Here is a 22,470-nt window from a genome sequence, read left to right as displayed (position 1 = left end):
CCGGGGCGAACGGGGGCCAGGCCCCGTCAGGCGCCGTGGACGGTCAGGACGTAGCCCTCGGGGCCGACGAAGGAGAACGTCGGGCCGAACGGGCTCTCGGTGACCGGGGTGAGGATCTCGACGCCGGCCGCGGTGAGCTTCTCGTGCAGCGCCGGGGCGTCGGAGGTGGCGAACCACAAGGCGACGCCGAGGCCCGGGCGGCCGGCGTCCAGGTCGGTGCCGGGCAGCGGTTCCCGTACGGCCATCGGGCAGGGCTTGGTGTCGAACACCACCGCCCCGGGAGGCGAGGCGGGTACGCGGCGCAGGCCGAGGTGCTTCTCGCAGAAGTCGGCCGCGGCCGTGACGTCGCGGACCTGCAGAGCCACGAAGTCGGGGCCGTCGATGCTGACGGGCATGGCGTTCTCCTTCTGAATGTCAGGACTTTGACATCAATGACGCTAACGCCGCCCGTCAGTGGATGTCAAAATATGGACATGCAGAAGCACGAGGCTCCGCCCCACCCGGCCGACGACGTCCTCGATCACGTCGGATACCGCCTCAAACGCGCGCACGCCGCCCTGCGCGGCGCCATGGACCAGGTACTGCGCGACCACGGCCTGACCGTGCCGCAGTACGCCTGCCTGGAAGTCCTCGCCGCCCGCCCGGGCCTGTCGAACGCGGAGCTGGCCCGGGCCACCTTCGTCACCCGCCAGTCCATGAACGTCGTCCTGCGCGGACTCCAGGAGAGCGGACTGCTCACCCGGCCCGATGCCGTCGACCACGGCCGCGCCCGCCCCGCGACCCTCACGGACGAAGGGCGGCGCCGGCTGCACGCGGCACAGACGGCCGTGTACGCGATCGAGTCCCGCATGATCCAGGCCGTCCCGGAGGAGCGCCTGCCCGGCCTCCTGGAAGACCTCGACCGCATGGCGCGGGCACTGAAGGGCTGACGGCCCACATGCGGGACCGCCGCGCAGGCGGTGGATGCATGCGTGACGCGCGTGCAGGCACGGCACATATGCATGCAGGTATACACAGCATGTATGCATGACACGTATACAGCGGATGTATACGCATGATGTACAGTCGTGGAAGTGACGACGGTCAGCAGCCGCCAACGTCGGCTGCGGGACCAGCCATGTGTCGCCTTCCCCACGGACGAGAGTCTCCATGCCGCCCAGAACCATGCTCAAGAACCGCGCCAGCCTCACCCACAAGGTCCGCTACGCGGTGCAGAATCCGGACCGCATCACCCCGTACCTCAAGCGCACCGCGCGCGACACCTGGCTGCGCCTGAAGCACCCCGACCACGTCGCCTACTACCGGGCGGTGATGGCCTCGGACACCAGCCGCAACCCGGAGGCGGCGGTCGGCAGCCGCAGCCACGACCGGTGGTTGGCGCTGGGGGCGATGCAGTTCGACTACCTGAAGGAACACGGCCTCGCGCCTGAGAACCGGATGCTGGACATCGGCTGCGGCAACCTGCGGGCCGGCTGGCGGTTCATCTCGTACCTGGACACCGGCCACTACTACGGGATCGACATCTCGCCCGACATCCTCATAGCGGCGAAGCGAACGTTGACCCGTTACGAGTTGCAGGACAAGCTGCCGCATCTGACGATCACGCAGAACCTGACCTTCGACTTCCTGCCGAGCGGGCACTTCGACGTCGTGCACGCGCACAGCGTCTTCTCCCACTCGCCGCTGCCGGTCATCGACGAGGCGCTCGCCCACGTCGGCCGCATCCTGGCCCCGGACGGCTTCTTCGACTTCACCTTCGACCGCACCGAGGGCAGCGAACACCAGGTGCTGCGCGAGGACTTCTACTACCGCACCGAGACGCTGCTGGCGCTGGCCCGCAAGCACGGCCTGGACGCCCGCTTCATGGACGACTGGGAGTCCCGGCCGCACGGCCAGTCCAAGATCCGCGTCCGCAAGCCTCGGTCCTGACCGGGGCGGCCGGCCCGGCCACGGCAACCCGACGTACGGCAGCGGGCGGACGGCCACGGCAGGCGGACGGGCAGGCGGGCAAGCAGGCCGACAGGCTCCCGGCCGGGCCTGCGTAACGCTGTTACACGTTCCCGTACTTGGCCCCGACCCGCGGGTCCAGCGACAGCCGGTACCCCCTCTTTATGACCGTCTGGATCAGCTTCGGCGCCCCCAGCGCCGACCGCAGCCGGGCCATCGCGGTCTCCACCGCGTGTTCGTCCCGCCCCTCCCCCGGCAGGGCCCGCAGCAGTTCCCTGCGGGCGACCACCCAGCCGGGGCGGCGGGCGAGCGCGCGCAGCAGCGCCATCCCCGCGGGCGGCACCGGGCGCAGTTCACCGTCGACCAGGACGGCGTGCCCGCGGATCTCCACCGTCCGGCCGGCCACCGTCAACGTACGGGCCCTGCCGGGCAGTTCACGGCACAGCAGTTGCACCAGCGGCCCCAGCCGGAACCGCTCGGGCTGCGCGGTGGGCACGTCGTGTGCCTCCAGCGGCAGCGCGGTGACCGGTCCCACGCACGCGGGCAGTACATCGCGCCGCAGCGCCGCCAGGAACTCCTCCCGCATGCCGCGCTCCTCGGCCCGGTTCAGCAACGAGGTCGCGGCCGGCGCGCTGGTGAAGGTCAGCGCGTCCACCGACCGCCCCACCACCGCGTCCAGCAGCCGGTCCACCGGGGCGATGTCCCGTGGCGGCATCCAGCGGTACACCGGTACGCCGATGACCTCCGCCCCCTGGGCCTGGAGCGACTCCACGAAGCCCGGCAGCGGCTCGCCGTGGAGCTGGAGCGCCACCCGCCGGCCCGCCACACCGCGTGTCAGCAGCCGGTCCAGCACCTCCGCCATCGATTCCGAGGGGGCGACCACTCCTCCGTGAGGCCGGCGGCCCGGATGGCCCCCTTCACCTTCGGTCCGCGCGCCAACAGCTCGGCGCCGGCCAGCCGTTCACGCAACGCCTCCCCCAGCCCCCACCCGTCGGCGGCCTCGATCCAGCCGCGGAACCCGATGGCGGTGGTGGCCACCACTACGTCCGGCGCGTGTGCGGTCAGCGCCTTCGTCGCGGCGAGCAGTTCGGTGTCGTCGGGCAGCGGCACGATGCGCAGCGCGGGGGCGTGGAGGACGTGCGCGCCGCGCCGTTCCAGCAGCGTGCCCAGTTCGTCGGCGCGGCGGGCCGCGGTCACTCCGACCGTGAACCCCTCTAAGGGGCGTACGGCCACGGACCGCGCCGGGCCCGGCTCCTGGCCTTGGTGTGCCTGGTCCCGGCCTGCTTGCCCCTGTTGCTCCCGGCCCTGGCGCGCCGAGCTCTGTTGCGCCGAGCTCTGTTGCTCCCGGCCTTGTTGCACCGAGCCTTGTTGCACCGAGCCCTGTCGCACCGAGCCCTGTTGCATGCGGCCCTGTTGCATCTGGCCCCGATGTGCCCGGTTGTGGCGTGTCTGGTCCTGGTGGACCGTGTCCTGCTCTCCACCGCCCCGCCGAGGCTCACCCGGCCGCCCCTCGCCCTGCCGCTTCCCGCCCTGCCGCTTCCCGCCCTGCCTCTCCTCGTCGTGCATGGTCCAATTCTCCCAAGTACGCATGTCGGGCCTGGTTCACCGGTATTTCCCGGATGTTACGCCCGAGTAGCCGGGAGGACTTCCCTGCCCCCGGATTCGCTGCCCAGCCCTTACGCCGCAGGTAGACCCCCCAGGTCAGCGCGGAGCACAGCCCGTAAAAGGCGAGGAAGGACACGAAGGCGGCCGTGCCGGACCCGGCCACCGCGAAGGACCGGCGGAAGGCCAGGTTGATGCCGAGGCCGCCGAGCGCGCCGACCGCGCCGATCAGGCCCATGGCGGCGCCGGAGAGCCTGCGCCCGTACGCCGCCGCCCGCTCCCCCGCCAGGCCGCCGGCCACCGCCCTGGCGTGGAAGACCGCCGGGATCATCTTGTACGTGGACCCGTTGCCCAGGCCCGTCAGCAGGAACAGGGCGATGAGGCCGACGAGGAAGAGCGGCAGCGACCCCGCCGCCGACGCGGCGATCACCACACAGGTGGCGATGGCCATGGCCGCGAAGTTCACCAATGTGACGCGGGCGCCGCCGAAACGGTCCGCCAGCCGCCCGCCGACGGGCCGTGCCAGCGAGCCGAGCAGCGGCCCGATGAAGGTCAGCGACGCCGCCTGCAAGGGCGTACGCGCGAACTGGCTCTGCAGGACGAGCCCGAAGGCGAAGCTGTAGCCGATGAAGGAACCGAACGTCCCGATGTAGAGCAACGACATGATCCAGGTGTGCGGATCCCGGACGGCTTCCCGTACCGCCCCGCCGTCGTTGGCCACCGGCCCGAGGTTGTCCATCCGCAGCGCCGCCAGCAGCGCGGCGAGCACCACCAGCGGGAGGTAGACGGCGGGAACCAGGCGCGGGTGGGCGGCTCCGGCCGTCCCGATCACCAGCAGGCCCAGCAACTGGATCACCGGTACGCCGATGTTCCCGCCGCCCGCGTTCAGCCCCAGTGCCCAGCCCTTCTCGCGCAGCGGGTAGAAAGAGTTGATGTTGGTCATGGACGAGGCGAAGTTGCCGCCACCGACCCCGGTCAGCGCCGCGACCAGCACGAACGTGGTGTACGAGGTCCCCGGCCGCATCACGTACGCCGACGCCAGGGTCGGCACCAGCAGGAGCGCCGCGCTCATCACCGTCCAGTTGCGTCCGCCGAACCGCGCCACGGCGAAGGTGTACGGCACCCGCAGCACCGCGCCCACCACCGTGGGGACGGCCACCAGCAGGAACTTCCCGGCCGGGTCGATCCCGTACTCCGGCCCCATGAAGAGCACCATCACCGACCACAGGCTCCACACCGAGAACCCGATGTGCTCGCACAGCACGGAGAACGCGAGATTGCGCCGCGCCACCCGCTTGCCCCCGGCCTGCCAGAACGCCTCGTCCTCCGGGTCCCAGTGCTCGATCCAGCGGCGGCCCCGGCGAGAACGAGGGGCGGTGGTATCCGTGCCTTCGGCGGCGGTGGTATCGGTGTGAGTGGGGGTATCGGTGTGGGTGGGGGTACCGGTGCGGGTGGTGATCTCCGCCGTCATCGCGCCTCCCGGGCGTCGGGGGGAACTCCCTGCCCACGACGCTAAGGACGGTTCGTTTCCGCTCCGTACCAACAGGTGACCGCCACGAAAACGTGCTCTCACGGCGCACGTACGAGGACGGTGAGCCGCTGAGGCAAGCCGGGTCGTCGACAGGGCGGGTCGTCGGCAGGCCGGGTCGTCGACAGGGCGGGTCAGCCGCCGCCCGCCTCCCGCGCCCTGCGGACGGCCAGATCCAGCTCCCGCCGCTCACGCCCGGCCCGCCGCCGGTCGTCCGAGGAGGCGTCGGTGACGTCCAGGAAGAGCTGCCCGACCTCCGGCCAGCGCTCCTTGATCGCCGACTTGATCCGTACGAGGACCTCCTCGACCTGCTCGCTGTCCAGCCCGCCCACCAGGTCCACGCTCACCGCCAGCATCACCGAGTCCGGCCCCAGCCGCATCGAGAGCGCCGCCGTCACCGTGTCGATCTCCGGCTGCTCGTCGAGGAACTCGTGGATCTCCTGCCGCAGCAGCGGGTCCGCCGCCTCGCCTATGAGCTGGTCCCGCGCGCTCTTGCCGAGCAGATATGCGACGTACACCAGCAGGGCGCCGATGAGCAGCGAGGCCACCGCCTCGTACGCCACCTCGCCGGTGGTCATGTGCAGCGCCATGCCCGCCAGGGCCAGCAGGACACCCAGGCAGGCCGCGCTGTCCTCGGCCAGCACCGTACGCAGCGCGGGGTCCCGGCCGGTGCGCACCTCGCGCAGCGTGCCGTGGCCCGCGGCACGCGCCTGCCCGCGCGCCTGGAGTACGGCCCGTACGAGCGAGGTGCCCTCGGCGGCCAGCGCGATCCCGAGGACCGCCAGCCCGACGACGTACCCGGTCCGGGACTCACCGCCCCCGGAGGAGAACGCCTCGATCCCCTGGAAGAAGGAGAAACAGCCTCCGGTCACGAAGATGCCGACGGCGGCGAGCAGCGACCAGAAGAACCGTTCCTTGCCGTAGCCGAAGGGGTGGGCCGCGTCCGCGGGCCGCCTGCTGCGGGTCAAGGAGGCCAGGAGGAAGACCTCGTTGAGGCTGTCGGCCACCGAATGGGCGGCCTCGGACAGCAGCGCCGGGGAACCGGCGAACACGCCGCCGGCCGCCTTCGCCACCGCGATGGCCAGATTGGCCACGAGAGCCACCCACACCGTGATCCTGGTCCTGCTGTCCCGCCGGCTGGCTGCGCTCTCCTCGGCCATGGGTGACCGGTCTCCCTTCGCACGGAGACCTACGAGTACCCACGGACCTCGAACTCGCACCAGACGGTCTTGCCCGGGTTGCGGCGGCCCACCCCCCAGCGGTCGGCCAGCGTCTCCACGAGCAGCAGCCCACGGCCGCTCTCGCCGTCGGAGGCGTCCTCGGGCACCGCGCGGACGCGGGGGTGGCCCGCGCCGCTGTCGTGCACCTCCAGCCGCAACGTTCCCTCATCCGTGACCCACAGGTGCAGCCGGAAGCCGCGCCCCGGTGGCACACCGTGCTGCAACGCGTTCGTGGTCAGCTCGCTCACGCAGAGCAACACTTCGTCCGTACGCTCCCCCACCCCCCACTCGACCAGTGCCTGATGTACGAAATCCCTGGCCAGCGGGATGGATCGCCTCTCGCGCCGGTAGAACCGCTCGCGGGCACGGAGGAGGTGGATCTCCTGTTTCATGAGACAACGGTCGCACTGCGTAACTAGGGTTGAACAGAGGGTCAACGCGTACAAATCCGGAGTACGGATCCGGAACCGGCGTCAAGCGGCCCGCCACAAGGGGGAATCCACATCATGCGCCCACAAAAGAAGTCCCGGAAGCACGCAACCGCGATGCGCCTCATCGGCGCCCAGGTCGCACTCTTCCGCAAGAACGCGGGCCTGACGCAGCAGGGCCTGGCCGAACTGGCCGGAAGCTCCGAGGAGACGATCGCCTCCATCGAGCAGGGACGGCGTCCCTTGCTCCCGGACTTCGCGGAACATCTCGACAAATTGTTGAACACGGGCGGCGCGCTGGCCGTAGGCGTCGAACAACAACCGGAGCGGGACAAGTACCCGGTGTGGGCCGAGGACTTCATCCTGTATGAGCAGGAGGCGATCGCACTCAATTGGTTCGAAAACGCCGTGCTTCCCGGGCCGCTTCAAACCGAGGAGTACGCGCGAGCCACGTTCCGCAGCTTCGTGCCGCCTCTCTCCGACGCCGAGATCGAGCAACGGGTGGCCGCTCGGCTGGAGCGGCAGGAGGTGTTGCGTCACGTGCCGCCACCCCTGGCCAGTTTCATCGTCTCCGAGGCAGTCCTCATCGGCCTTCTCGGAGGTCGGGATGTGATGCGCGAGCAGATCTGTTTCCTGCTCACCTGCTCGAACCTTCCAGGGGTCTCAATCCAAGCTCTCCCACTCAACCGCGAAAGCCATGCGGGGCTTGCAGGACCCTTCGTTCTGCTGGAGACACCCGACCATGAGCATCTCGCCTACTCCGAGACCTACCTCGGGAGTCACTTGACGGCCAACCCCGACGACGTCAGCATCCTCACTCAGAAGTACGGAATGCTGCGAATGCAGGCTCTCAACGCCGAAGAAACCCGAAATCTGCTGGATCGGCTGCTAGGAGAGACATGATGAACACGCCTTCTCCCTCCACCTCACCCGAGTTGACGTGGTTCAAGTCGAGCCACAGCAGCGACCAGGGCGGCGCGTGCGTGGAGGTCGCGTACGACTGGCGTAAGTCGCGCCGCAGTGGAAGCGAAGGCGACGCGTGCGTGGAGGTTGCCGCGTTGCCTGCCGTGGTGCTGGTGCGGGACTCCAAAGATCCTGAGGGGCCGCGGATTGCGGTGGGGGCGGCGACCTGGGGGGCGTTCACCGGGTTTGTCCGGAAAGGTTAGCTCGCCGCCGGGCGCTTGGGCGGGGACATACGGACGGTGGCGCTGCAGACGTTGAAGGAGGCGGGGCCGCCCTTCTCGTCCACCACGGGTATCGAACCGATGCCGCGGACCTGCTTGTCGTGCGGGGCCGTTGCGTAGGCCGCGCCGTTCTGGACCGAGCAGTCCTCGGGACCGCCGCCCTTGCGCGTGGCGTCGTCGTAGCGCAGGTCGAGCGACACATAGCTGCCGGTGGCCACGCTGACCGGGAGCACGGTGCCGGTTCCCTTGCCGCTGACCGAGGGGCCCTTGCCCACGCGGACCTCCAGCTTCGGGAAGCCGCGGAAGGAGCACTCGCGCGAACCGGTGTTCTTCGCGGTGAGGCGGGCTCTGTGGTGGATGCCGTCGGCCGGCTTCTTCTTGAGGACGGTGACCTTCCACTGGAGGTTCTTCGTCGTGCAGTCGGCGCGCAGCGCGGTGGCGCGCGGCTCGTCGCACCCGACCAGCCCGACGCTGAGTGTGAGCGCGGCCATGGAAGCCGCGATAAGTGAACGTTTGCGCACGGGACCCCCTGCTTGTTCTGGCATCGCTCCTTGGTTAGGGATGCATAAGGGGCCGTGAAGGTTGCTTCTTCGGGCGATCATCCTTATGAGATTCAGACATCAGTTGTGTATCGGCGTCGGGCAGCCACGTTCCGTGATCCGGCCGCTCCAGCCAGCAGTTGCCGGCCGAGCGGGCCCGGGCCGCCGTACGCAGCGCGTCCAGACCCCCGTGGCGCAGCCCGCGCCGCCACACCATGGAGACCGGGGACAGCGGTACGGGGTCGGTGATGGGGCGGAGCACCGTGCCGGGGACGTCGATGAACTCGGTGGTGGCCAGGACCGACCAGCCGTGCTTGCGCACCACCCGCATGAACTCCGCCGAGCCGTCGATCTCCGGGAAGGGCGCCGCCACGGCGATACCGCGCCCGGCGAAGAGGCGTTCGGCAAGATCGGTCCACTCGGCGGTGTGCGGGTTCCCGGCGCCCGCGTACAGCGTCCGGCCGGCCAGGGCGTCCAGCGGGACGGCGGGCCGCGCCGCCAGCGGATCGTCGGCGGGCAGCAGTACGGCCATCGCCTCGTACCGTACGGGCTGGTGGGCGAGGCGGGAGCGCACCTCGGGCGGCAGGCCGGCGACACGGCCGAAGGAGACGTCCAGGCGCCCGGCGAGCAACTCGGCGGCGGCGCCCGTCAGACCGGTGTGGTAGCGCGCGATCAGCTCGATGTCGGGGGCGGCCCGGCGGGCGTCCTCCAGAATCTCGTGGGCGGTTCCCATGGGGACGCCGACATCGACCAGGAGCGGGCGCGGAGGGCGCCGGGGGTCGGGGCCGAAGGCGGCGGACAGGTCGTCGTGCGCCTCCAGGACGCGCCGGGCGTACGGGAGGAGCCGCGCGCCCTCGGATGTGAGGGCCACCTGACGGGTCGTACGGGTGAACAGGTCGGTGCCGAGCGTGTGCTCCAGGCGCCGGATGTCGCGGCTGAGCGCCTGCTGCGCGACGTACAGGCGGGCGGCGGCGCGGGTGAAGTGGAGTTCTTCGGCGACGGCGGTGAACGCGCGGAGCAGTCGCGGATCTATGTCGTGCGGCACGCGGTCATCGTGCCAGCCGGCGAGCTGCCGGTGATGTGCTGACCACCCGGTGACGTGCTGATCACCGGCATCACCGGCATTGACAACCGGGGTGCGTCAATGGGCGCCGGGAAGGTGTTGGACGGAGGGTACGGCGGGCCGCGACCGTGGAGGGGTGATCCTTTTCCTCGCCTCCCGCCCGGTGACCGCCCGGCGCGTTCCGTGTGCCCGGCCCGTATCCGGCGTCCGGCCGCGCTCGGGCCCGCGTACGCTGCGGTCGCGCTCCGGCTCGCACCCGGGCTCACGCTCCGGTCCGCCCGCCGGTCCGCGCTCCGGCTCACGCTCCCGCTTCGGCGCGTACGGACGGATCTTCGCCGTCCCGGGCGCCCGCGCGTTCACCTGCTGGAACCTGGTCGCGCGGCTGCCCATGGGCATGTTCGGCGTCAGCGCGGTCATCATGATCGTCGGCTCCCGTGGCTCGTACACGCTGGCCGGCGCGGTCACCGCGACCGGGCTGGCGGCGACGGCGGTCCTGGGACCGTGGACGGCGCGGCTGGTCGACCGGTACGGGCAGGCGCGGGTGGCCGTGCCCGCGACGCTGATCGCGGGCACCGGCTCCCTGGCGCTCGTGCTGTGCGTACGTCTCGGGGCGCCGGACTGGACCCTTTTCGCCGCCTACGTCTGCACCGCCACCACGCCCAACACGGGCGGAATGTCCCGCGCCCGCTGGGCGCACCTCTTCCGGGACGACCCGGCCGCGGTACACACCGCCAACTCCTTCGAACAGGCCGCGGACGAGGTGTGCTTCATGCTGGGGCCGGTCCTCGCGGTCTTCCTGTGCACCTCGCTCTTCCCGGAGGCCGGCACGCTGACCGGGGCCGTCCTGCTGCTGACCGGTGTGCTGCTGTTCGCTGCCCAGCGCCGTACCGAGCCCCCGGTCTGCGCCCCGCGCGCCGGCGCCCGCTCCCCCGTACGCGACCCCCATCTGGCCGCGCTCCTGCTCACCTTCCTCGCCACCGGCGCGGTCTTCGGGTCGCTGGAGGTGGTGACGATCGGCTTCGCGGACGGGCTCGGGCAGCGGGGCACGACGGGTGTGGTCCTGGCGCTCCAGGCCGCCGGCTCCTGCGCGGCGGGCCTGCTGTACGGGCTGCTGCGGCCGGCGGGCCCGGTCGGGCGGCGCTTCGCGCGCTGTGTGGCCGCGATGGCCGTACTGATGCTGCTGCCGCTGCTCGCCGCCTCGACGGGGAGCCTGCCGGTGCTGGCCGGCGCGCTGCTGGTGGCCGGCATGGCGACCGCGCCGACCATGGTCACCGGCATGAACCTGGTCCAGTCCCGCGTCGCGCCCTCCCAGCTCAACGAGGGCATGACCCTGGCCGTCACCGGTCTGCTCGGCGGTATCGCGGCGGGCTCGGCGGCCGGCGGCTGGGGCGTCGAGCATCTGCCCGCCACCGCCGCCGCGTACACCGTGCCCGCCGCCGCGGCGCTGCTGGCCCTCGCCGTCACCCTGGTCGCGGCGGCGGCCCGCGCCGTCAGCTCCCGGCGCGTCCCGGACCCCGGCCGCGCCTTTTCCCGTACGCGGCATACGGAGTGACGTCGGGGGCGCCACAGCAACAGAGGCCCCGCACGACGAAAACCCCACACGACGAAGACCCCGCGCCACAAAAGCCCCGCACGACAAAGGCCCCGGTGTCCGGGCGGACACACGGGGCCTTGGCCTCACATGGGATGAGTGGAGATGGCGGGAATCGAACCCGCGTCCAACGGTGCGGAAACAGGGCTTCTCCGAGTGCAGTCCGCTGCGATTTTCTCGGCCCCGGAGATCACGCGGACAAGTCTCCGACGGGCTCAGTCACTGTTTGATTTCCTTCCAGGCCCCGTGACCGGGTCTAGAAGTTTAGTTCCCTAGCTGATGCCAGGATCCGGGTCGGGAACAGCCCCGGGCTGACACTTCGCAGGTCGCTACTTAGGCAGCGAGGGCGAAGGAATCGCGCTTGGTGTTGGCGATTATTTTTTGCGACACATGGTTTACGAGATCATTGCCGCTTCCTCGACTCGCTTCCCCTGCTTCGACATCCGCTGTCGAAACCGATCATCCCCATGTTGTGTTTTCAAAGGTGCTGCACACCCTCGCGGGGTGCGATCCCATCGTACGTGACCAACGCACGCCGATGCCAGCGTATTCCCCCGGTCAGGCCCGCTGCCGCCGCCGTACCGCCGAGATCGCCCGGTCCGCCTCGCGCCGGTCCTGCTGCTCACGCAGCGTCTGCCGCTTGTCGTACTCCTTCTTGCCCTTGGCCAGCGCGATCTCGACCTTCGCCCGGCCGCCCTTGAAGTACAGGGACAGCGGCACGATCGTGTGGCCGGTCTCCTGGGTCTTGGACTCCAGCTTGTCGATCTCCGCGCGGTGCATCAGCAGCTTGCGCTTGCGCCGTGCGCTGTGGTTCGTCCACGTGCCCTGGGCGTACTCGGGGATGTGGACGTGGTGCAGCCACGCCTCGTGGCCGTCGATCTGGATGAAGCCGTCCACCAGCGACGCCCGCCCCTGCCGCAGCGACTTCACCTCGGTACCGGTGAGCACCAGACCGCACTCATAGGTGTCGAGGATGTGGTAGTCGTGCCGCGCCTTCTTGTTCTGCGCGACGAGCTTGCGCCCGCCGTCCTTGTCCTTGCCCTTGCCTTTGTCCTTAGCCATAGTGCGGCCATTTTCGCACTACGCACCGCCTCCAAGGCCACTCAATACCGTACGGGCCCGGCGCTCGGCGGCGTCCTCGGCGGCGAGGTCGGGCGTGATCCCCTTCCCGTCCACGCCACGGCCCGACGGGGTGCGGTAATGGCCGACCGTCAGTTCGGCGACCGAGCCGTCCGGCAGCTCGCTGGGCATCTGCACCGACCCCTTGCCGAAGGTCGGCGAGCCCACCACGATCGCCCGGCCGCGGTCCTGGAGGGCGCCGGTCAGCAGCTCGCCCGCGCTCATCGTCCCGCCGTCGACCAGGACGACCAGCGGGGCCTGGGTGGCGCCGCCGCTCTCGGCGTACAGGGCGCGCTGGCTGCCGTGGTAGTCGTACGTCGCGACCAGGCCGCCGTCCAGGAAGGCCGAGGCCGCCGTCACCGCCTCACCGACCAGGCCGCCGCGGTTGCCGCGCAGGTCGAGCAGGACGCCGCCGCGCGGGGACGCCGTACGCGCCGCCCGGCGGACCTCCTTGCCGGCGCCCTTGGTGAACGCACCGACCTTGATCCGGGTCGGGCCGTCCGCGCCCGCGGGCCGGTCGACGGTGACGTTCTGCGTCTTCAGGCGGGCCCGGCGCAGGACCACGGTCCAGGTACGGGTGCCGCGCCCGATGTCGAGCGCGACCCGGCTGCCGACGGGGGCGGCCGTGTCGCGGTGTGCGGGGTGTGCGGGGTGTGCGAGCTGCGTGGGCTGTCCGGGCTCCGGGGGCTGTGCGGGCTCGCGGAGGTTACGGGGCGCGTGCTGCCCGCCGTCGGTGCGCCGCGCGTCATCGGGCCCCTCATCGGAGCGCTCGCCGGACTGCTTCCCGGGCTGCTCCTCGGACCGTTCGTCCGGCCGCTTCCCGGACCGCTCCCCGGACCTTTCCCCGGACCGTTCACCGGACCCGCCGTCGGCGCCTGGGTCGCCGCGCAGTTGGGCCACGACGTCCGTGACCGGCCGGCCCTCGGTCGGTCCGCCGTCGACGGCGCGCAGCACGTCCCCGCGGCGGATGCCGGCCAGCGCGGCGGGGCTGCCGGGCTGGACCCGGGTCACCTCGACCCGGCCGCCCGCCGCCTGTCCGACCCACAGCCCCACGCCCACGTACGCGCCGTCCAGCTCGCGGCGCAGGCCCTCGTACTCGTCCGCCGTATAGACCGCCGACCAGGGATCGCCGCCGCGGCCGGCCGCCTCGGCCGCCGCCCGGGAACCGGAGTCCCGGGCACGACCGTCATCCTTCCCCGGTGCGGCGGCGGCTTTCGCGACGGCGGCGCGGTCGGCGTGCCGGGCCACGGGGAGCCGGGAGTCGGCGGGTCCGCGGGCCGGTATCCGCCGTTCCGCGATGCGCGATCCGGCCTCGGCCCAGGTGCCCGCCGCGGCGCCGGTGACCAGCACGCTCGCGACGGCCAACGTCAGCGCCGCCCCGCGGCGGCTGCGGCGGGGCCGGACGAACAGACACGGGCCCGACATGCCGGTGAGTCTAGGCCAGAAAGAAGCGCCGTACGGGGAGTTGACCGTACGGCGCCCTAGGCGTACGTCACACCTTGAGGTACTTGCGGAGCGCGAAGAACGCGGCGAGCGCCGGCATCAACAGACCGATCAGCAGCACCAGCGGGAGCACCGCCACCACCGAGTCCCAGCCAATGAAGTTGATCACCTTGATCCGCTCCGCCAGCCACTGGTTGACCAGGACGGCCTTGCCGCCGACGATCAGCACGCAGGCGAACACCGCGCCCAGGAAGCCGGCGATGGCGGCCTCCAGGATGAACGGCATCTGGATGTAGAAGCTGGAGGCACCCACCAGCCGCATGATGCCGGTCTCCCGCCTTCGGCTGAACGCCGAGACCCGCACGGTGTTGACGATCAGCATCAGCGCAACCACCAGCATCAGGCCCATCACGCACAACGCGGCCACGTTCATGCCGTTCAGCAGGTTGAACAGAGGTCTGACCACCGCCTCCTGGTCCTGCACCTCCTGGACCCCGGGCCGCCCGGAGAACGCCGTACTGATCACCGTGAACTTCGTCGGGTCCTTGAGCTTGACCCGGTAGGACTCGGGGAGCTGGTCAGGGGTGACCAGCCCGGCGATCGGGGTGTCGCCGAACTGCTCCTTGTAGTGCTTGTACGCCTGGTCGCTGGACTCGTACTGCACGCTCTCCACGAGCGGCAGCCGGTCCAGTTCCGCCTTGACGGCCTGCTTCTGCTGCTCGGTGGCCGCGCCCTTGGCGCACTTGCCGCCGGTGACGGCCGCGTTCTTGTTGCAGAAGAAGATGGAGACGTTGACCTTGTCGTACCAATAGCCCTTCATCGAGTCGACCTGGTCGCGCATCAGCAGCGAGGCGCCGAACAGGCCGAGCGAGAGGGCCACGGAGACGATGACCGCGAAGGTCATCGTGAGGTTGCGGCGGAGACCGACGCCGATCTCCGACAGGACGAACTGGGCGCGCATGGCGTCCTTTCAGTGCTGGTAGCCGTACACGCCGCGTGACTGGTCGCGTACGAGCCGGCCCTTCTCAAGTTCCATGACCCGCTTGCGCATCTGGTCGACGATCTGCTGGTCGTGGGTGGCCATGACCACCGTCGTACCGGTCCGGTTGATCCGGTCCAGCAGCTTCATGATGCCCACGGAGGTCTGCGGGTCGAGGTTGCCGGTCGGCTCGTCCGCGATGAGCAGCAGCGGGCGGTTGACGAACGCACGGGCGATGGCGACGCGCTGCTGCTCACCACCGGACAGCTCGCCCGGCATCCGGTCCTCCTTGCCGCCCAGGCCCACGAGGTCCAGGACCTCGGGAACGGTCTTGCGGATCTGGCCGCGCGGCTTGCCGATGACTTCCAGCGCGAAGGCGACGTTCTGCCCGACGGTCTTGTTGGGGAGCAGGCGGAAGTCCTGGAAGACCGTGCCGAGCTGGCGCCGCATGTGCGGGACCTTCCAGTTGGAGAGCTTGGCGAGGTCCTTCCCCAGCACGTGTACGGCACCATGGCTGGCGCGTTCCTCCCGCAGGAGCAGGCGCAGGAAGGTGGACTTGCCGGAGCCCGAGGAGCCCACCAGGAAGACGAACTCACCGCGCTCGATCTCCAGGGAGACATCCCTGAGGGCGGGGCGGTTCTGCTTCGGGTAGGTCTTGGAGACGTTGTCGAATCGGATCACTGATGCACCACGGTCGACCTGGGTAGCGGCACGGGATGCCGGCTGGCGGCTCCCGTCGGTGAGCGTGACCATACGCGAACCTCGCGCGACGGCGCAGTCGCCGTCCGGGGTTGGTGCGTTTATTCACGGCCCCTAGGGGGACAAATCCAGCACATTCCGGCTCTTGGGCGGTATCGGCGCCCACAGCATCCCTCCACTTCCCGCCGGCGTTCCACAGGGCGCGCCGAATGGCCCGGGAGCTGGCACAGTGGTAGGGGAACGAATACGGTCCCCGGTGCGTTGGCGCTGTCGAGAAGGAGGTCGCATGACGTACGACCGACTGGTGTGCGCCAACTGCGCGGCCCCTGTGAGTGAGGGCCGCTGCCCTGTGTGCCGGGCGAGCAGGGAACGGCTGCAGCACCAGGAAGGCGGAATCTTCGGGCAGCTCACGCCCGCGGCGCTGGCGGTGCTGCTGGTGGCGCTGGTCGCGCTGGCCGTGCTGCTGCACCAGGCCGCGTAGTCACCGGAGCCGCGACACCGCGGGAGCGTGGAGCCTACGGGCTGACGGAGCCTACGGGCTGACGGAGACGGGGCCGCCGGGACCGACAGGGCAGCGGAGCGCACGTACGCGAACAGGGGCCCGGAGTGCGCTCGTGCACTCCGGGCCCCTGCCGTGTACCTGTGGCTGTACCTGTACCCGTACCTGTGACTGTGGCGTCTGTCCGGGTCCGTACGGACGTGACGGCGCGCCGGGGCGTCGCCGTCACGCCAGGTACGTAGACGGTGTCAGGCCGCCGCGCCGCCGCGGTTGTTGATGAAGCGCGGCATCAGGCGGAAGCCGATACCACCGGCGATCATCGTGGCCGCGCCGACGAGCAGGAAGGTCGTACCGGAAGCACCGGTCTCGGCCAGCTCGCCCTTGGCCTGCTGCTTGGACTCGCCCGGCGTGCTGACGATCTGCTCCTTGCCCTTGCCGGGCTGCTCGACCGGCTTGCTGCCGGCGTTGTCCGTGCCGGTGCCGTCGCCGGTGCTGCCGCCGTCGGTGGTGCCGCCGGAGTTGCCGCCGCCACCGTGGCCGCCATTGCCGCCGTTGCCATTGCCACCGGCGTTACCGTTACCGCCGGCATTGCCGTTGCCGCCGTCGTTACCGCCGTTGCCATTGCCACCGGCGTTACCGTTACCGCCGGCATTGCCGTTGCCGCCGTCGTTACCGCCGTTGCCATTGCCACCGGCGTTACCGTTACCGCCGGCATTGCCGTTGCCGCCGTCGTTACCGCCGTTGCCGTTACCACCGGCATTGCCGTTACCGCCGGCGTTACCGTTGCCGCCGTCGTTACCGCCGTTGCCATTGCCACCGGCGTTACCGTTACCGCCGGCATTGCCGTTGCCGCCGTCGTTACCGCCGTTGCCATTGCCACCGTTGGTCGAGGGACCGTTGGTGTCGGTGCCGCCGTCGGGGCCCTGGATCAGGCTGCCGTCCGTACCGGCGTCGGTGCCGCCGCTGTCGGTGCCTTCGGCGGTGCCACCGTTGGTGCTGCCGTCGCTGCTGCCGTCACCGAAGATGCCACCGATCAGGCCGCCGTCCGAACCCGTACCACCGGTCTGGCCGACCGCGGAGGCGGCACCGGCCGCGGTGAGCGACGCACCGGCCGCGATCACCGCACTGGCCGCAATGCGCGCCACGCGCAGCCGCGTCTTCTTTGTCATGTGCTGCTACCCCCAGTAGCTGTACTCGTCAATGGAGCATCGCTGTACGGGGCCACGGCCGATGCGGGAATACCCGAGTCGCAGTCCCGCCGGATCGGCGGACCACTCGTCTCCCCGTTCACACGCGCCCCAGACATACGCATGCCGCGCTCCACCCTTCCCAGTTCTCACAACTCCGTCAAGCTCGAATAAAGGCTTGATGCCCGAATTGTGGGGAGTTGGCAGTCACATGGACGTACGACTGTGACCAAACCACGACAGCACAAAACAACTGCCGTACGGGATACGGCAGTTGTTTCGGCGTATGTGGGCTACTTCTCCTGCGTCTTGCGCCAGCGGATACCGGCCTCCAGGAAGCCGTCGATGTCGCCGTCGAGAACGGCCTGCGGGTTGCCGACCTCGTGGTCGGTACGCAGGTCCTTGACCATCTGGTACGGGTGCAGGACGTAGGAGCGCATCTGGTTGCCCCAGGAGTTGCCCCCGTCGCCCTTGAGGGCGTCCATCTTCGCCTGCTCCTCCTGACGGCGGCGCTCAAGGAGCTTGGCCTGGAGGACGTTCATCGCGGTCGCCTTGTTCTGGATCTGCGAACGCTCGTTCTGACAGGAGACGACGATGCCGGTCGGGATGTGCGTCAGACGGACCGCCGAGTCGGTGGTGTTGACGCCCTGCCCGCCGGGGCCGGAGGAGCGGTAGACGTCCACCCGCAGCTCGGACTCGTCGATCTCGATGTGGTCGGTCTGCTCGACCACCGGCAGCACCTCGACGCCCGCGAAGGAGGTCTGGCGGCGGCCCTGGTTGTCGAACGGCGAGATGCGTACGAGGCGGTGGGTGCCCTGCTCGACCGAGAGCGTCCCGTAGGCGTAGGGGACCTGGACGGCGAAGGTGGTCGACTTGATGCCGGCCTCTTCCGCGTAGGAGGTTTCGTACACCTCGGTCTTGTAGCCGTGCCGCTCGGCCCAGCGCAGGTACATGCGCTGGAGCTTCTCGGCGAAGTCGGCGGCGTCCACCCCGCCGGCCTCGGCGCGGATGTTGACCACGGCCTCGCGGGAGTCGTACTCGCCCGACAGGAGCGTACGGACCTCCAGCTCGTCCACCGCCTTGCGGACGGACGCCAGCTCCGCCTCGGCCTCACCGCGGGCGTCCTCGTCGCCCTCGGCCTCGGCGAGCTCGAACAGCACCTCCAGGTCGTCGACCCGGCCGCGCAGCTCCTCCGCCCGCCGGAGCTGGCCCTGGAGGTAGGACAGCCGACTGGTGATCTTCTGCGCGCTCTCCGGGTCGTCCCACAGGGACGGTGCCGCGGCCTGCTCCTCGAGCACGGCGATATCGGCCCTCATCTTGTCGAGGTCCAGGACGGCCTCGATCGACCCCATGGTCGAGGAGAGGGACTTCAGCTCTTCGGATACATCGACGACTGCCACGCACCCAGCCTAACGGCTGCCGCCGCATCCCCGCCCCTGCCCTCACGGCGCAGCCCGCCGGACCCGCCCGGCGCGTACCGTCCCGGCGGGTCCGGGACGGCACCGGGGTGCCCGGGGCGCGCTCGAAGGACGCTGGGACGTCGACCGGCCGGACAGGCGGCGGACGGTCGGCGGCCGGCGGGACAGACGGCCGGACGGACAGGCAGCCGGCGGGACAGGCGGCCGGACGGTCAAGGGACGCGGGGCTCGGAGTGGGCCGGACCGGACCGGGCCGGCTTGGAGTGCTGGGTGCCGGCGGGCTTGCCGCTGCCGCCGTCGTCCTGGGACGTGGCCAGCCAGCCACCGACGCCGACGGCGGCGAGCAGGGCGGTCGCGGCCACTCCGATCTTGATACGGCGGCGGCGTACGGCCTCCGGGGAGGAGCGGTGGCGCGCCGACCCGGCGCGGCGCTCACCCGCCGCGCGCGGGGCGCGGGCGGTGCCGTGCGCGCCGCCCGCCAGTTCCTCGGGCCCCGGGACGCGCATGCTCGTATGAGTGTCCCGGTTCGAGTCGGGGACGGCGCCGTGGACCAGCGGGACGGCGCCGCGCGGCCGGCCCTCCCCGGGGCTCGGCGCGGCGCGGCGGGCGTCCTCGTACGGACCGGATGCCGCTCGGGTACGGACGCCGGCCTCGGCCCGCGCACCCGGCCCGGCCGGCCCTGCCGCTCCCTCCGGGCCGTCCGGGTCCTCGCTGCCGGGCTCGTCGATGTCCAGCGGCGGCAGCCCCGCCAGGCCGGGCAGCATCTCGCGCAGCCGGGCCGCCAGTTCCGGGGCGCGCAGCCGGGACGCGGGCGCCTTGGCCAGGCACTGGAGGAGCAGTTGCCACAGCTCGTCCGGGATGCCGGGCAGCGGGGCGACGGTCTCGGTGACATGGCGGCGCAGGACGGCGCCCGGATGCCCGCCGCCGAAGGGCGTGAAGCCGGCCAGGAGTTCGTACAGGACGGTCGCCAGGGCGTAGACGTCCACGGAGGCCCGTGGCGGCAGCCCCTCGATGATCTCGGGCGCGAGGTAGTCGGGGGTCCCGATGACCTTCGTCGAACGGAGCGGGGCGGAGGACCCCCCGGCCGGCGGCTGGGGGAGGGTGCGGCGCGGGGAGTCCACGAGGCGGGCGATGCCGAAGTCGGTCAGCAGCGCCGGGTGCGCGCCGGCCGGGCCGAGCGGGCCCTGCATGTCCAGCAGGATGTTCTCGGGTTTGACGTCGCGGTGCACGATGCCGGCGGCGTGCGCGGCGGCCAGGCCGTCGGCGACGTCCGCGGTGATCGCGACGGCGGCCTCGGGGGCGAGCCGGCGCTCGCGCTCCAGGCGGGTGCGCAGGTCCGTACCCCGTACGAGGTCCATGACCAGCGCCAGGTCGTTGCCGTCGACCACGAGATCGCGGACCCCGACGACCCGTGGGTGGTCCAGGCCGAGCAGGGCCGCACGCTCCTGCACGAAGCGGCCGACGAGTTCCTGGTCCGAGGCCAGGTCCTCGCGCAGCAGCTTGATGGCGACGGCTCCTTCAGGGCCGTCGCCCAACCACACCGTGCCGGCACTGCCCCGGCCAAGGATCTGGTGGGCGGTGTACCGGCTGCCGATCTTCCGTGCCAAGTCTGCTCCGACGTGTCGGGCCCGCCGAGTGTTCCCAGAGGGCTGAAGTTGGCGTCAAAGCTACGCGGGTGCCAGGGGGTTCGGTGCCCAGGATGGCGTCATCCTTCACTTCTGTGGGCGAAATCGCCCTTGTAAGTCGACAAATCGCCAAGGTCGTTTGCCGAAGTGGCCCTCCGGGACACCGAAGGGCCACTCACCTGGCTTTTCCCGCTGCCGTACGGGCATGCGCCGCCGGACGCCGGGCTGCCGGGCCGGGCCGAGCCAGGCCGGACCGCCGTCACCGCCGGACGCCCGACGGCCCGGGCCGTCGCTCAACGCCCGGTTACTTGCCCGAGCCCGTGAAGCTGTCGACGAAGTCACGCACCTTGCCGATGATGTCGCCAATCTGCGCGAAGAAGCTCTTGGTCGTCCCGATCCACTCCTGGAGCGGGGTGAGCTCCCAGATCAGCCAGCTCGCCACAAAGAGGATGAGCAGCGTGAACAGACAGCCCTTGAGGCACCCCAGGCCCGGGATGCGCATCGGGTTGGCGCTGCGCTGCCGCGGCTCGCGGCGCGGCCTGGGCTCCGGCGCGGGCGGGCGCTGCGGCTCGTACCGCTGCGGCGGCGGCTGCTGGGGTGGCTGCTGACGCCGCTGGGGCTGCTGTGGCGGCTGGTGCGGCGGTACGTACGGCGCCGGCGCCTGCTGCTGGTACTGCGGGAGCTGTTGCTGCTGGGGCCGCCGGGGCGGAAGCTGCTGGGGCTGCGACGGCTGAGGCTGCTGCTGGGGCTGTGGCGCGGGCCTGCGGTGCGGCCGACGGCGCAGCGGGTCCTGGTCGGGGTCCAGGTACTGCATCTGCGTCTGCTCGTTGCGGTCGCGCGCGGCACGCATCTGGGACTCCCACGGATGCGGCCCCTGAGGCTGGCCGTTCCCGGGCGGCCCCGGCGGTACGGGCGGCATGGCGCGGGTCGGGTCGGCGTCCGGGCCGCCGGGCCCGTAACCCTGGTCGCGCGCCCCGGGGCCGGAGCCCGCGGGCAGCACCTGGGTCGGGTCGGCGTTCGGGCCGCCGGGCCCGCCGTGACCGTTCTGTCCCTGGGTCGAGGGCAGCACACTGGTCGCCGCCGCCGGGTCGTAGGAGCCGGCACCGGCGTTGGTCGGCAGCACCTGCGTGGGGTCGGCGTCGCCGGTGCCGTGGCCGCCGCCGTCCAGGCCCGTGCCCGGGACCGGCGCGGGCGCCGGGTCGGGAGCGAGCAGGGCGGCCACGCCGAGCGCGGCCTCGGCCTGCGCCGGGGTGGCGTGCACGCCGACGCCCGCCGCGACCGTACGCAGCGCGCGGGCCAGGTTCTCCGCGCTGGGCCGCTCGTCCGGCTCCTTGCGCAGACAGCGCTCGATCACCGTCCACAGCGGCTCGGGCACGGTGGTGGGGCGGCGCGGCTCCTCGCTGAGGTGGCGGTGCAGCACCTCCAGGGCCGTCGCGCCCCCGAAGGGAGGCCGGCCGGTGACCAGCTCGTACAGAAGGATGCCGGCGCCGTAGATGTCCACGGCGGAGGTCTGCGGGCGGCCCTCGGCGGACTCAGGCGCCACATAGGCCGGGGTGCCGACGAACTCGTGGGTACGGGTCAGCCCCGGCGAGTCCGCGAGCCGGGCGATGCCGAAGTCGGTCAGCATCGGGTGCATCTCGCCGGCCCCGTCCGCGCCGGCCAGCAGTACGTTCGCGGGCTTCAGGTCGCGGTGGACGACGCCGTCGGCGTGGCTGGCGGCGAGCGCGTCGGCGATCTGCGCGGTGAGCAGGGCGGCGGCGACCGGGCTGAACGGGCCGTTCTCGCGCAGGTAGCGGTGCAGGTCGGGGCCGTCGACCAGGTCCATGACCAGGGCCAGCAGATCGCCCTCGACGACCAGGTCACGGGTCCGCACGATGTTCGGGTGGGTCAGGCGCAGCAGGACGGAGCGCTCCCGCAGGAAGCGCATCACCACGTCCGCGTCGTGCGCCAGCTCCTCCTTGAGGACCTTGATCGCGACGGTCTCGCCGGGCTCTCCGGCCACGGCGGCCTCGGCGCCCGCCGCCTCACGCTGGCGGGCACGCCAGACGGTGCCCGTGGCGCCGCGTCCGAGCGGCTCCTCAAGCAGGTACTTGCTGCCTACCGGCCGCACGTCATGCGCTCCCTGGTCGTGATCCAACTTCTCCGGGCCCCCGTGGACGGGGTGGTCGCCCGTCCGCCCCACTGTAGTGCCGCCCCTGGTTCCGCCGAGCGGGTTGCGGCCCGGACAGGCCGGGCGGGACCCGGGCGTCGCGGGCGGGGCTGGGAGGAAGACGCGCGGTGGGGGCGGATGGTTGCCAGGGGGCGGCCATCAGCGGGTATCAGGGGTGACTACCGGAGGTGATGGCCGGGGGCGGTCACCGGGGGCGGGCGCCGGGATGGATGCGGAGGGCTCCACCGGT

General features: G+C 71.3%; 20 protein-coding genes, 1 other RNA gene and 1 pseudogene. 6 read left to right on the top strand and 16 right to left on the bottom strand.

All coding sequences use genetic code 11. From position 1 onward, the window contains the following. Positions 1-26: 26 nt before the first annotated feature. Positions 27-395, bottom strand: coding sequence for a VOC family protein (locus KGS77_RS22390; RefSeq protein WP_242584716.1), 369 nt, complete (start codon positions 393-395; stop codon positions 27-29). 72 nt (positions 396-467) lie between these two features. Here KGS77_RS22390 and KGS77_RS22385 point away from each other — a divergent pair, with 72 nt between their 5' ends. Next, on the top strand, positions 468-929 hold the full coding sequence (locus KGS77_RS22385) for a MarR family transcriptional regulator (RefSeq protein ID WP_242584714.1): 462 nt from the start codon (positions 468-470) through the stop codon (positions 927-929). A 220-nt stretch (positions 930-1,149) separates the two neighbouring features. Further along, positions 1,150-1,929, top strand: coding sequence for a class I SAM-dependent methyltransferase (locus KGS77_RS22380; RefSeq protein WP_242584712.1), 780 nt, complete (start codon positions 1,150-1,152; stop codon positions 1,927-1,929). A 121-nt stretch (positions 1,930-2,050) separates the two neighbouring features. Here KGS77_RS22380 and KGS77_RS22375 read toward each other — a convergent pair. From KGS77_RS22375 to KGS77_RS22355, 4 genes and pseudogenes are all read right to left on the bottom strand, one after another. Continuing rightward, positions 2,051-3,180, bottom strand: a pseudogene (locus KGS77_RS22375) (uroporphyrinogen-III synthase). Positions 3,181-3,442: 262 nt separating this feature from the next. Beyond that, on the bottom strand, positions 3,443-5,020 hold the full coding sequence (locus tag KGS77_RS22365) for a nitrate/nitrite transporter (protein ID WP_242584710.1): 1,578 nt from the start codon (positions 5,018-5,020) through the stop codon (positions 3,443-3,445). Positions 5,021-5,211: 191 nt separating this feature from the next. Further along, complete coding sequence (locus KGS77_RS22360; RefSeq protein WP_242584708.1) at positions 5,212-6,237, bottom strand: cation diffusion facilitator family transporter; 1,026 nt, start codon at positions 6,235-6,237, stop codon at positions 5,212-5,214. Between the two features lie 29 nt (positions 6,238-6,266). Beyond that, entirely contained in the window at positions 6,267-6,689 is a 423-nt protein-coding gene (locus tag KGS77_RS22355) for an ATP-binding protein (protein WP_242584706.1), read from the bottom strand. 153 nt (positions 6,690-6,842) lie between these two features. On the opposite strand from KGS77_RS22355, the gene KGS77_RS22350 reads away from it, so the two are divergent. Together KGS77_RS22350 and KGS77_RS22345 are read left to right on the top strand one after the other, a co-directional pair. Then, positions 6,843-7,628 (top strand): helix-turn-helix transcriptional regulator, encoded by a 786-nt coding sequence (locus tag KGS77_RS22350; protein WP_242584704.1) that lies wholly within the window; start codon positions 6,843-6,845, stop codon positions 7,626-7,628. Continuing rightward, positions 7,625-7,891, top strand: coding sequence for a DUF397 domain-containing protein (locus KGS77_RS22345; protein ID WP_242584702.1), 267 nt, complete (start codon positions 7,625-7,627; stop codon positions 7,889-7,891). The genes KGS77_RS22350 and KGS77_RS22345 overlap by 4 nt, the downstream gene beginning before the upstream one ends. On the opposite strand, the gene KGS77_RS22340 is transcribed toward KGS77_RS22345, so the two are convergent. Both KGS77_RS22340 and KGS77_RS22335 read right to left on the bottom strand, forming a co-directional pair. Continuing rightward, positions 7,888-8,400, bottom strand: coding sequence for a DUF4232 domain-containing protein (locus KGS77_RS22340; RefSeq protein ID WP_242584700.1), 513 nt, complete (start codon positions 8,398-8,400; stop codon positions 7,888-7,890). The genes KGS77_RS22345 and KGS77_RS22340 overlap by 4 nt on opposite strands. 64 nt (positions 8,401-8,464) lie before the next feature. Beyond that, positions 8,465-9,493, bottom strand: coding sequence for a LysR family transcriptional regulator (locus tag KGS77_RS22335; RefSeq protein WP_242584698.1), 1,029 nt, complete (start codon positions 9,491-9,493; stop codon positions 8,465-8,467). Positions 9,494-9,839: 346 nt separating this feature from the next. Here KGS77_RS22335 and KGS77_RS22330 point away from each other — a divergent pair, with 346 nt between their 5' ends. Beyond that, positions 9,840-11,063 carry an MFS transporter gene (locus tag KGS77_RS22330; protein ID WP_242587621.1) on the top strand — a complete coding sequence of 408 codons (1,224 nt, stop codon included), beginning with the start codon at positions 9,840-9,842 and terminating at the stop codon, positions 11,061-11,063. Positions 11,064-11,199: 136 nt separating this feature from the next. Here the strand turns inward: KGS77_RS22330 and ssrA are convergent. The 5 genes from ssrA to ftsE form a co-directional block, all read right to left on the bottom strand. Beyond that, positions 11,200-11,569: a transfer-messenger RNA gene (gene ssrA, locus KGS77_RS22325) on the bottom strand. Between the two features lie 91 nt (positions 11,570-11,660). After that, positions 11,661-12,164 carry an SsrA-binding protein SmpB gene (gene smpB, locus KGS77_RS22320; protein WP_242584696.1) on the bottom strand — a complete coding sequence of 168 codons (504 nt, stop codon included), beginning with the start codon at positions 12,162-12,164 and terminating at the stop codon, positions 11,661-11,663. A gap of 18 nt (positions 12,165-12,182) precedes the next feature. Continuing rightward, positions 12,183-13,646 (bottom strand): S41 family peptidase, encoded by a 1,464-nt coding sequence (locus KGS77_RS22315; protein WP_242584694.1) that lies wholly within the window; start codon positions 13,644-13,646, stop codon positions 12,183-12,185. A gap of 67 nt (positions 13,647-13,713) precedes the next feature. Then, complete coding sequence (ftsX, locus tag KGS77_RS22310) at positions 13,714-14,625, bottom strand: permease-like cell division protein FtsX (protein ID WP_242584692.1); 912 nt, start codon at positions 14,623-14,625, stop codon at positions 13,714-13,716. Between the two features lie 9 nt (positions 14,626-14,634). Then, complete coding sequence (ftsE, locus tag KGS77_RS22305; RefSeq protein ID WP_242584690.1) at positions 14,635-15,324, bottom strand: cell division ATP-binding protein FtsE; 690 nt, start codon at positions 15,322-15,324, stop codon at positions 14,635-14,637. A gap of 304 nt (positions 15,325-15,628) precedes the next feature. Between ftsE and KGS77_RS22300 the strand changes: the two genes are divergently transcribed. Then, positions 15,629-15,823 carry a hypothetical protein gene (locus tag KGS77_RS22300; protein WP_242584688.1) on the top strand — a complete coding sequence of 65 codons (195 nt, stop codon included), beginning with the start codon at positions 15,629-15,631 and terminating at the stop codon, positions 15,821-15,823. Between the two features lie 266 nt (positions 15,824-16,089). Here KGS77_RS22300 and KGS77_RS22295 read toward each other — a convergent pair whose 3' ends face one another. The 4 genes from KGS77_RS22295 to KGS77_RS22280 all read right to left on the bottom strand — a co-directional run bounded on the left by KGS77_RS22295 (position 16,090) and on the right by KGS77_RS22280 (position 22,181). Further along, complete coding sequence (locus tag KGS77_RS22295) at positions 16,090-17,010, bottom strand: hypothetical protein (RefSeq protein ID WP_242584686.1); 921 nt, start codon at positions 17,008-17,010, stop codon at positions 16,090-16,092. 311 nt (positions 17,011-17,321) lie between these two features. Continuing rightward, positions 17,322-18,428 (bottom strand): peptide chain release factor 2, encoded by a 1,107-nt coding sequence (gene prfB / locus KGS77_RS22290; protein ID WP_242584684.1) that lies wholly within the window; start codon positions 18,426-18,428, stop codon positions 17,322-17,324. 230 nt (positions 18,429-18,658) lie between these two features. Further along, positions 18,659-20,053: a serine/threonine-protein kinase gene (locus tag KGS77_RS22285; protein WP_242584682.1), complete on the bottom strand. Its 1,395-nt coding sequence runs from the start codon at positions 20,051-20,053 to the stop codon at positions 18,659-18,661. Between the two features lie 322 nt (positions 20,054-20,375). Beyond that, on the bottom strand, positions 20,376-22,181 hold the full coding sequence (locus KGS77_RS22280) for a serine/threonine-protein kinase (protein WP_242584680.1): 1,806 nt from the start codon (positions 22,179-22,181) through the stop codon (positions 20,376-20,378). Positions 22,182-22,470 lie beyond the last annotated feature (289 nt).

Origin of the sequence: Streptomyces sp. MST-110588 (assembly GCF_022695595.1) — a bacterium.
Lineage (GTDB): Bacteria > Actinomycetota > Actinomycetes > Streptomycetales > Streptomycetaceae > Streptomyces.
Note: the sequence above shows the minus strand (reverse complement) of the source record. Positions and strands in the feature narration are given on the sequence as shown.

Coding starts and splice junctions, on each gene's coding strand:
- KGS77_RS22385 (WP_242584714.1), top strand. CDS start 468: ATGGACATGCAGAAGCACGAGGCTCCGCCCCACCCGGCCGACGACGTC.
- KGS77_RS22345 (WP_242584702.1), top strand. CDS start 7,625: ATGATGAACACGCCTTCTCCCTCCACCTCACCCGAGTTGACGTGGTTC.
- KGS77_RS22350 (WP_242584704.1), top strand. CDS start 6,843: ATGCGCCTCATCGGCGCCCAGGTCGCACTCTTCCGCAAGAACGCGGGC.
- smpB (WP_242584696.1), bottom strand. CDS start 12,164: ATGGCTAAGGACAAAGGCAAGGGCAAGGACAAGGACGGCGGGCGCAAG.
- KGS77_RS22360 (WP_242584708.1), bottom strand. CDS start 6,237: ATGGCCGAGGAGAGCGCAGCCAGCCGGCGGGACAGCAGGACCAGGATC.
- KGS77_RS22300 (WP_242584688.1), top strand. CDS start 15,629: ATGACGTACGACCGACTGGTGTGCGCCAACTGCGCGGCCCCTGTGAGT.
- KGS77_RS22380 (WP_242584712.1), top strand. CDS start 1,150: ATGCCGCCCAGAACCATGCTCAAGAACCGCGCCAGCCTCACCCACAAG.
- KGS77_RS22340 (WP_242584700.1), bottom strand. CDS start 8,400: ATGGCCGCGCTCACACTCAGCGTCGGGCTGGTCGGGTGCGACGAGCCG.
- ftsX (WP_242584692.1), bottom strand. CDS start 14,625: ATGCGCGCCCAGTTCGTCCTGTCGGAGATCGGCGTCGGTCTCCGCCGC.
- KGS77_RS22315 (WP_242584694.1), bottom strand. CDS start 13,646: ATGTCGGGCCCGTGTCTGTTCGTCCGGCCCCGCCGCAGCCGCCGCGGG.
- KGS77_RS22390 (WP_242584716.1), bottom strand. CDS start 395: ATGCCCGTCAGCATCGACGGCCCCGACTTCGTGGCTCTGCAGGTCCGC.
- KGS77_RS22295 (WP_242584686.1), bottom strand. CDS start 17,010: ATGACAAAGAAGACGCGGCTGCGCGTGGCGCGCATTGCGGCCAGTGCG.
- KGS77_RS22355 (WP_242584706.1), bottom strand. CDS start 6,689: ATGAAACAGGAGATCCACCTCCTCCGTGCCCGCGAGCGGTTCTACCGG.
- KGS77_RS22365 (WP_242584710.1), bottom strand. CDS start 5,020: ATGACGGCGGAGATCACCACCCGCACCGGTACCCCCACCCACACCGAT.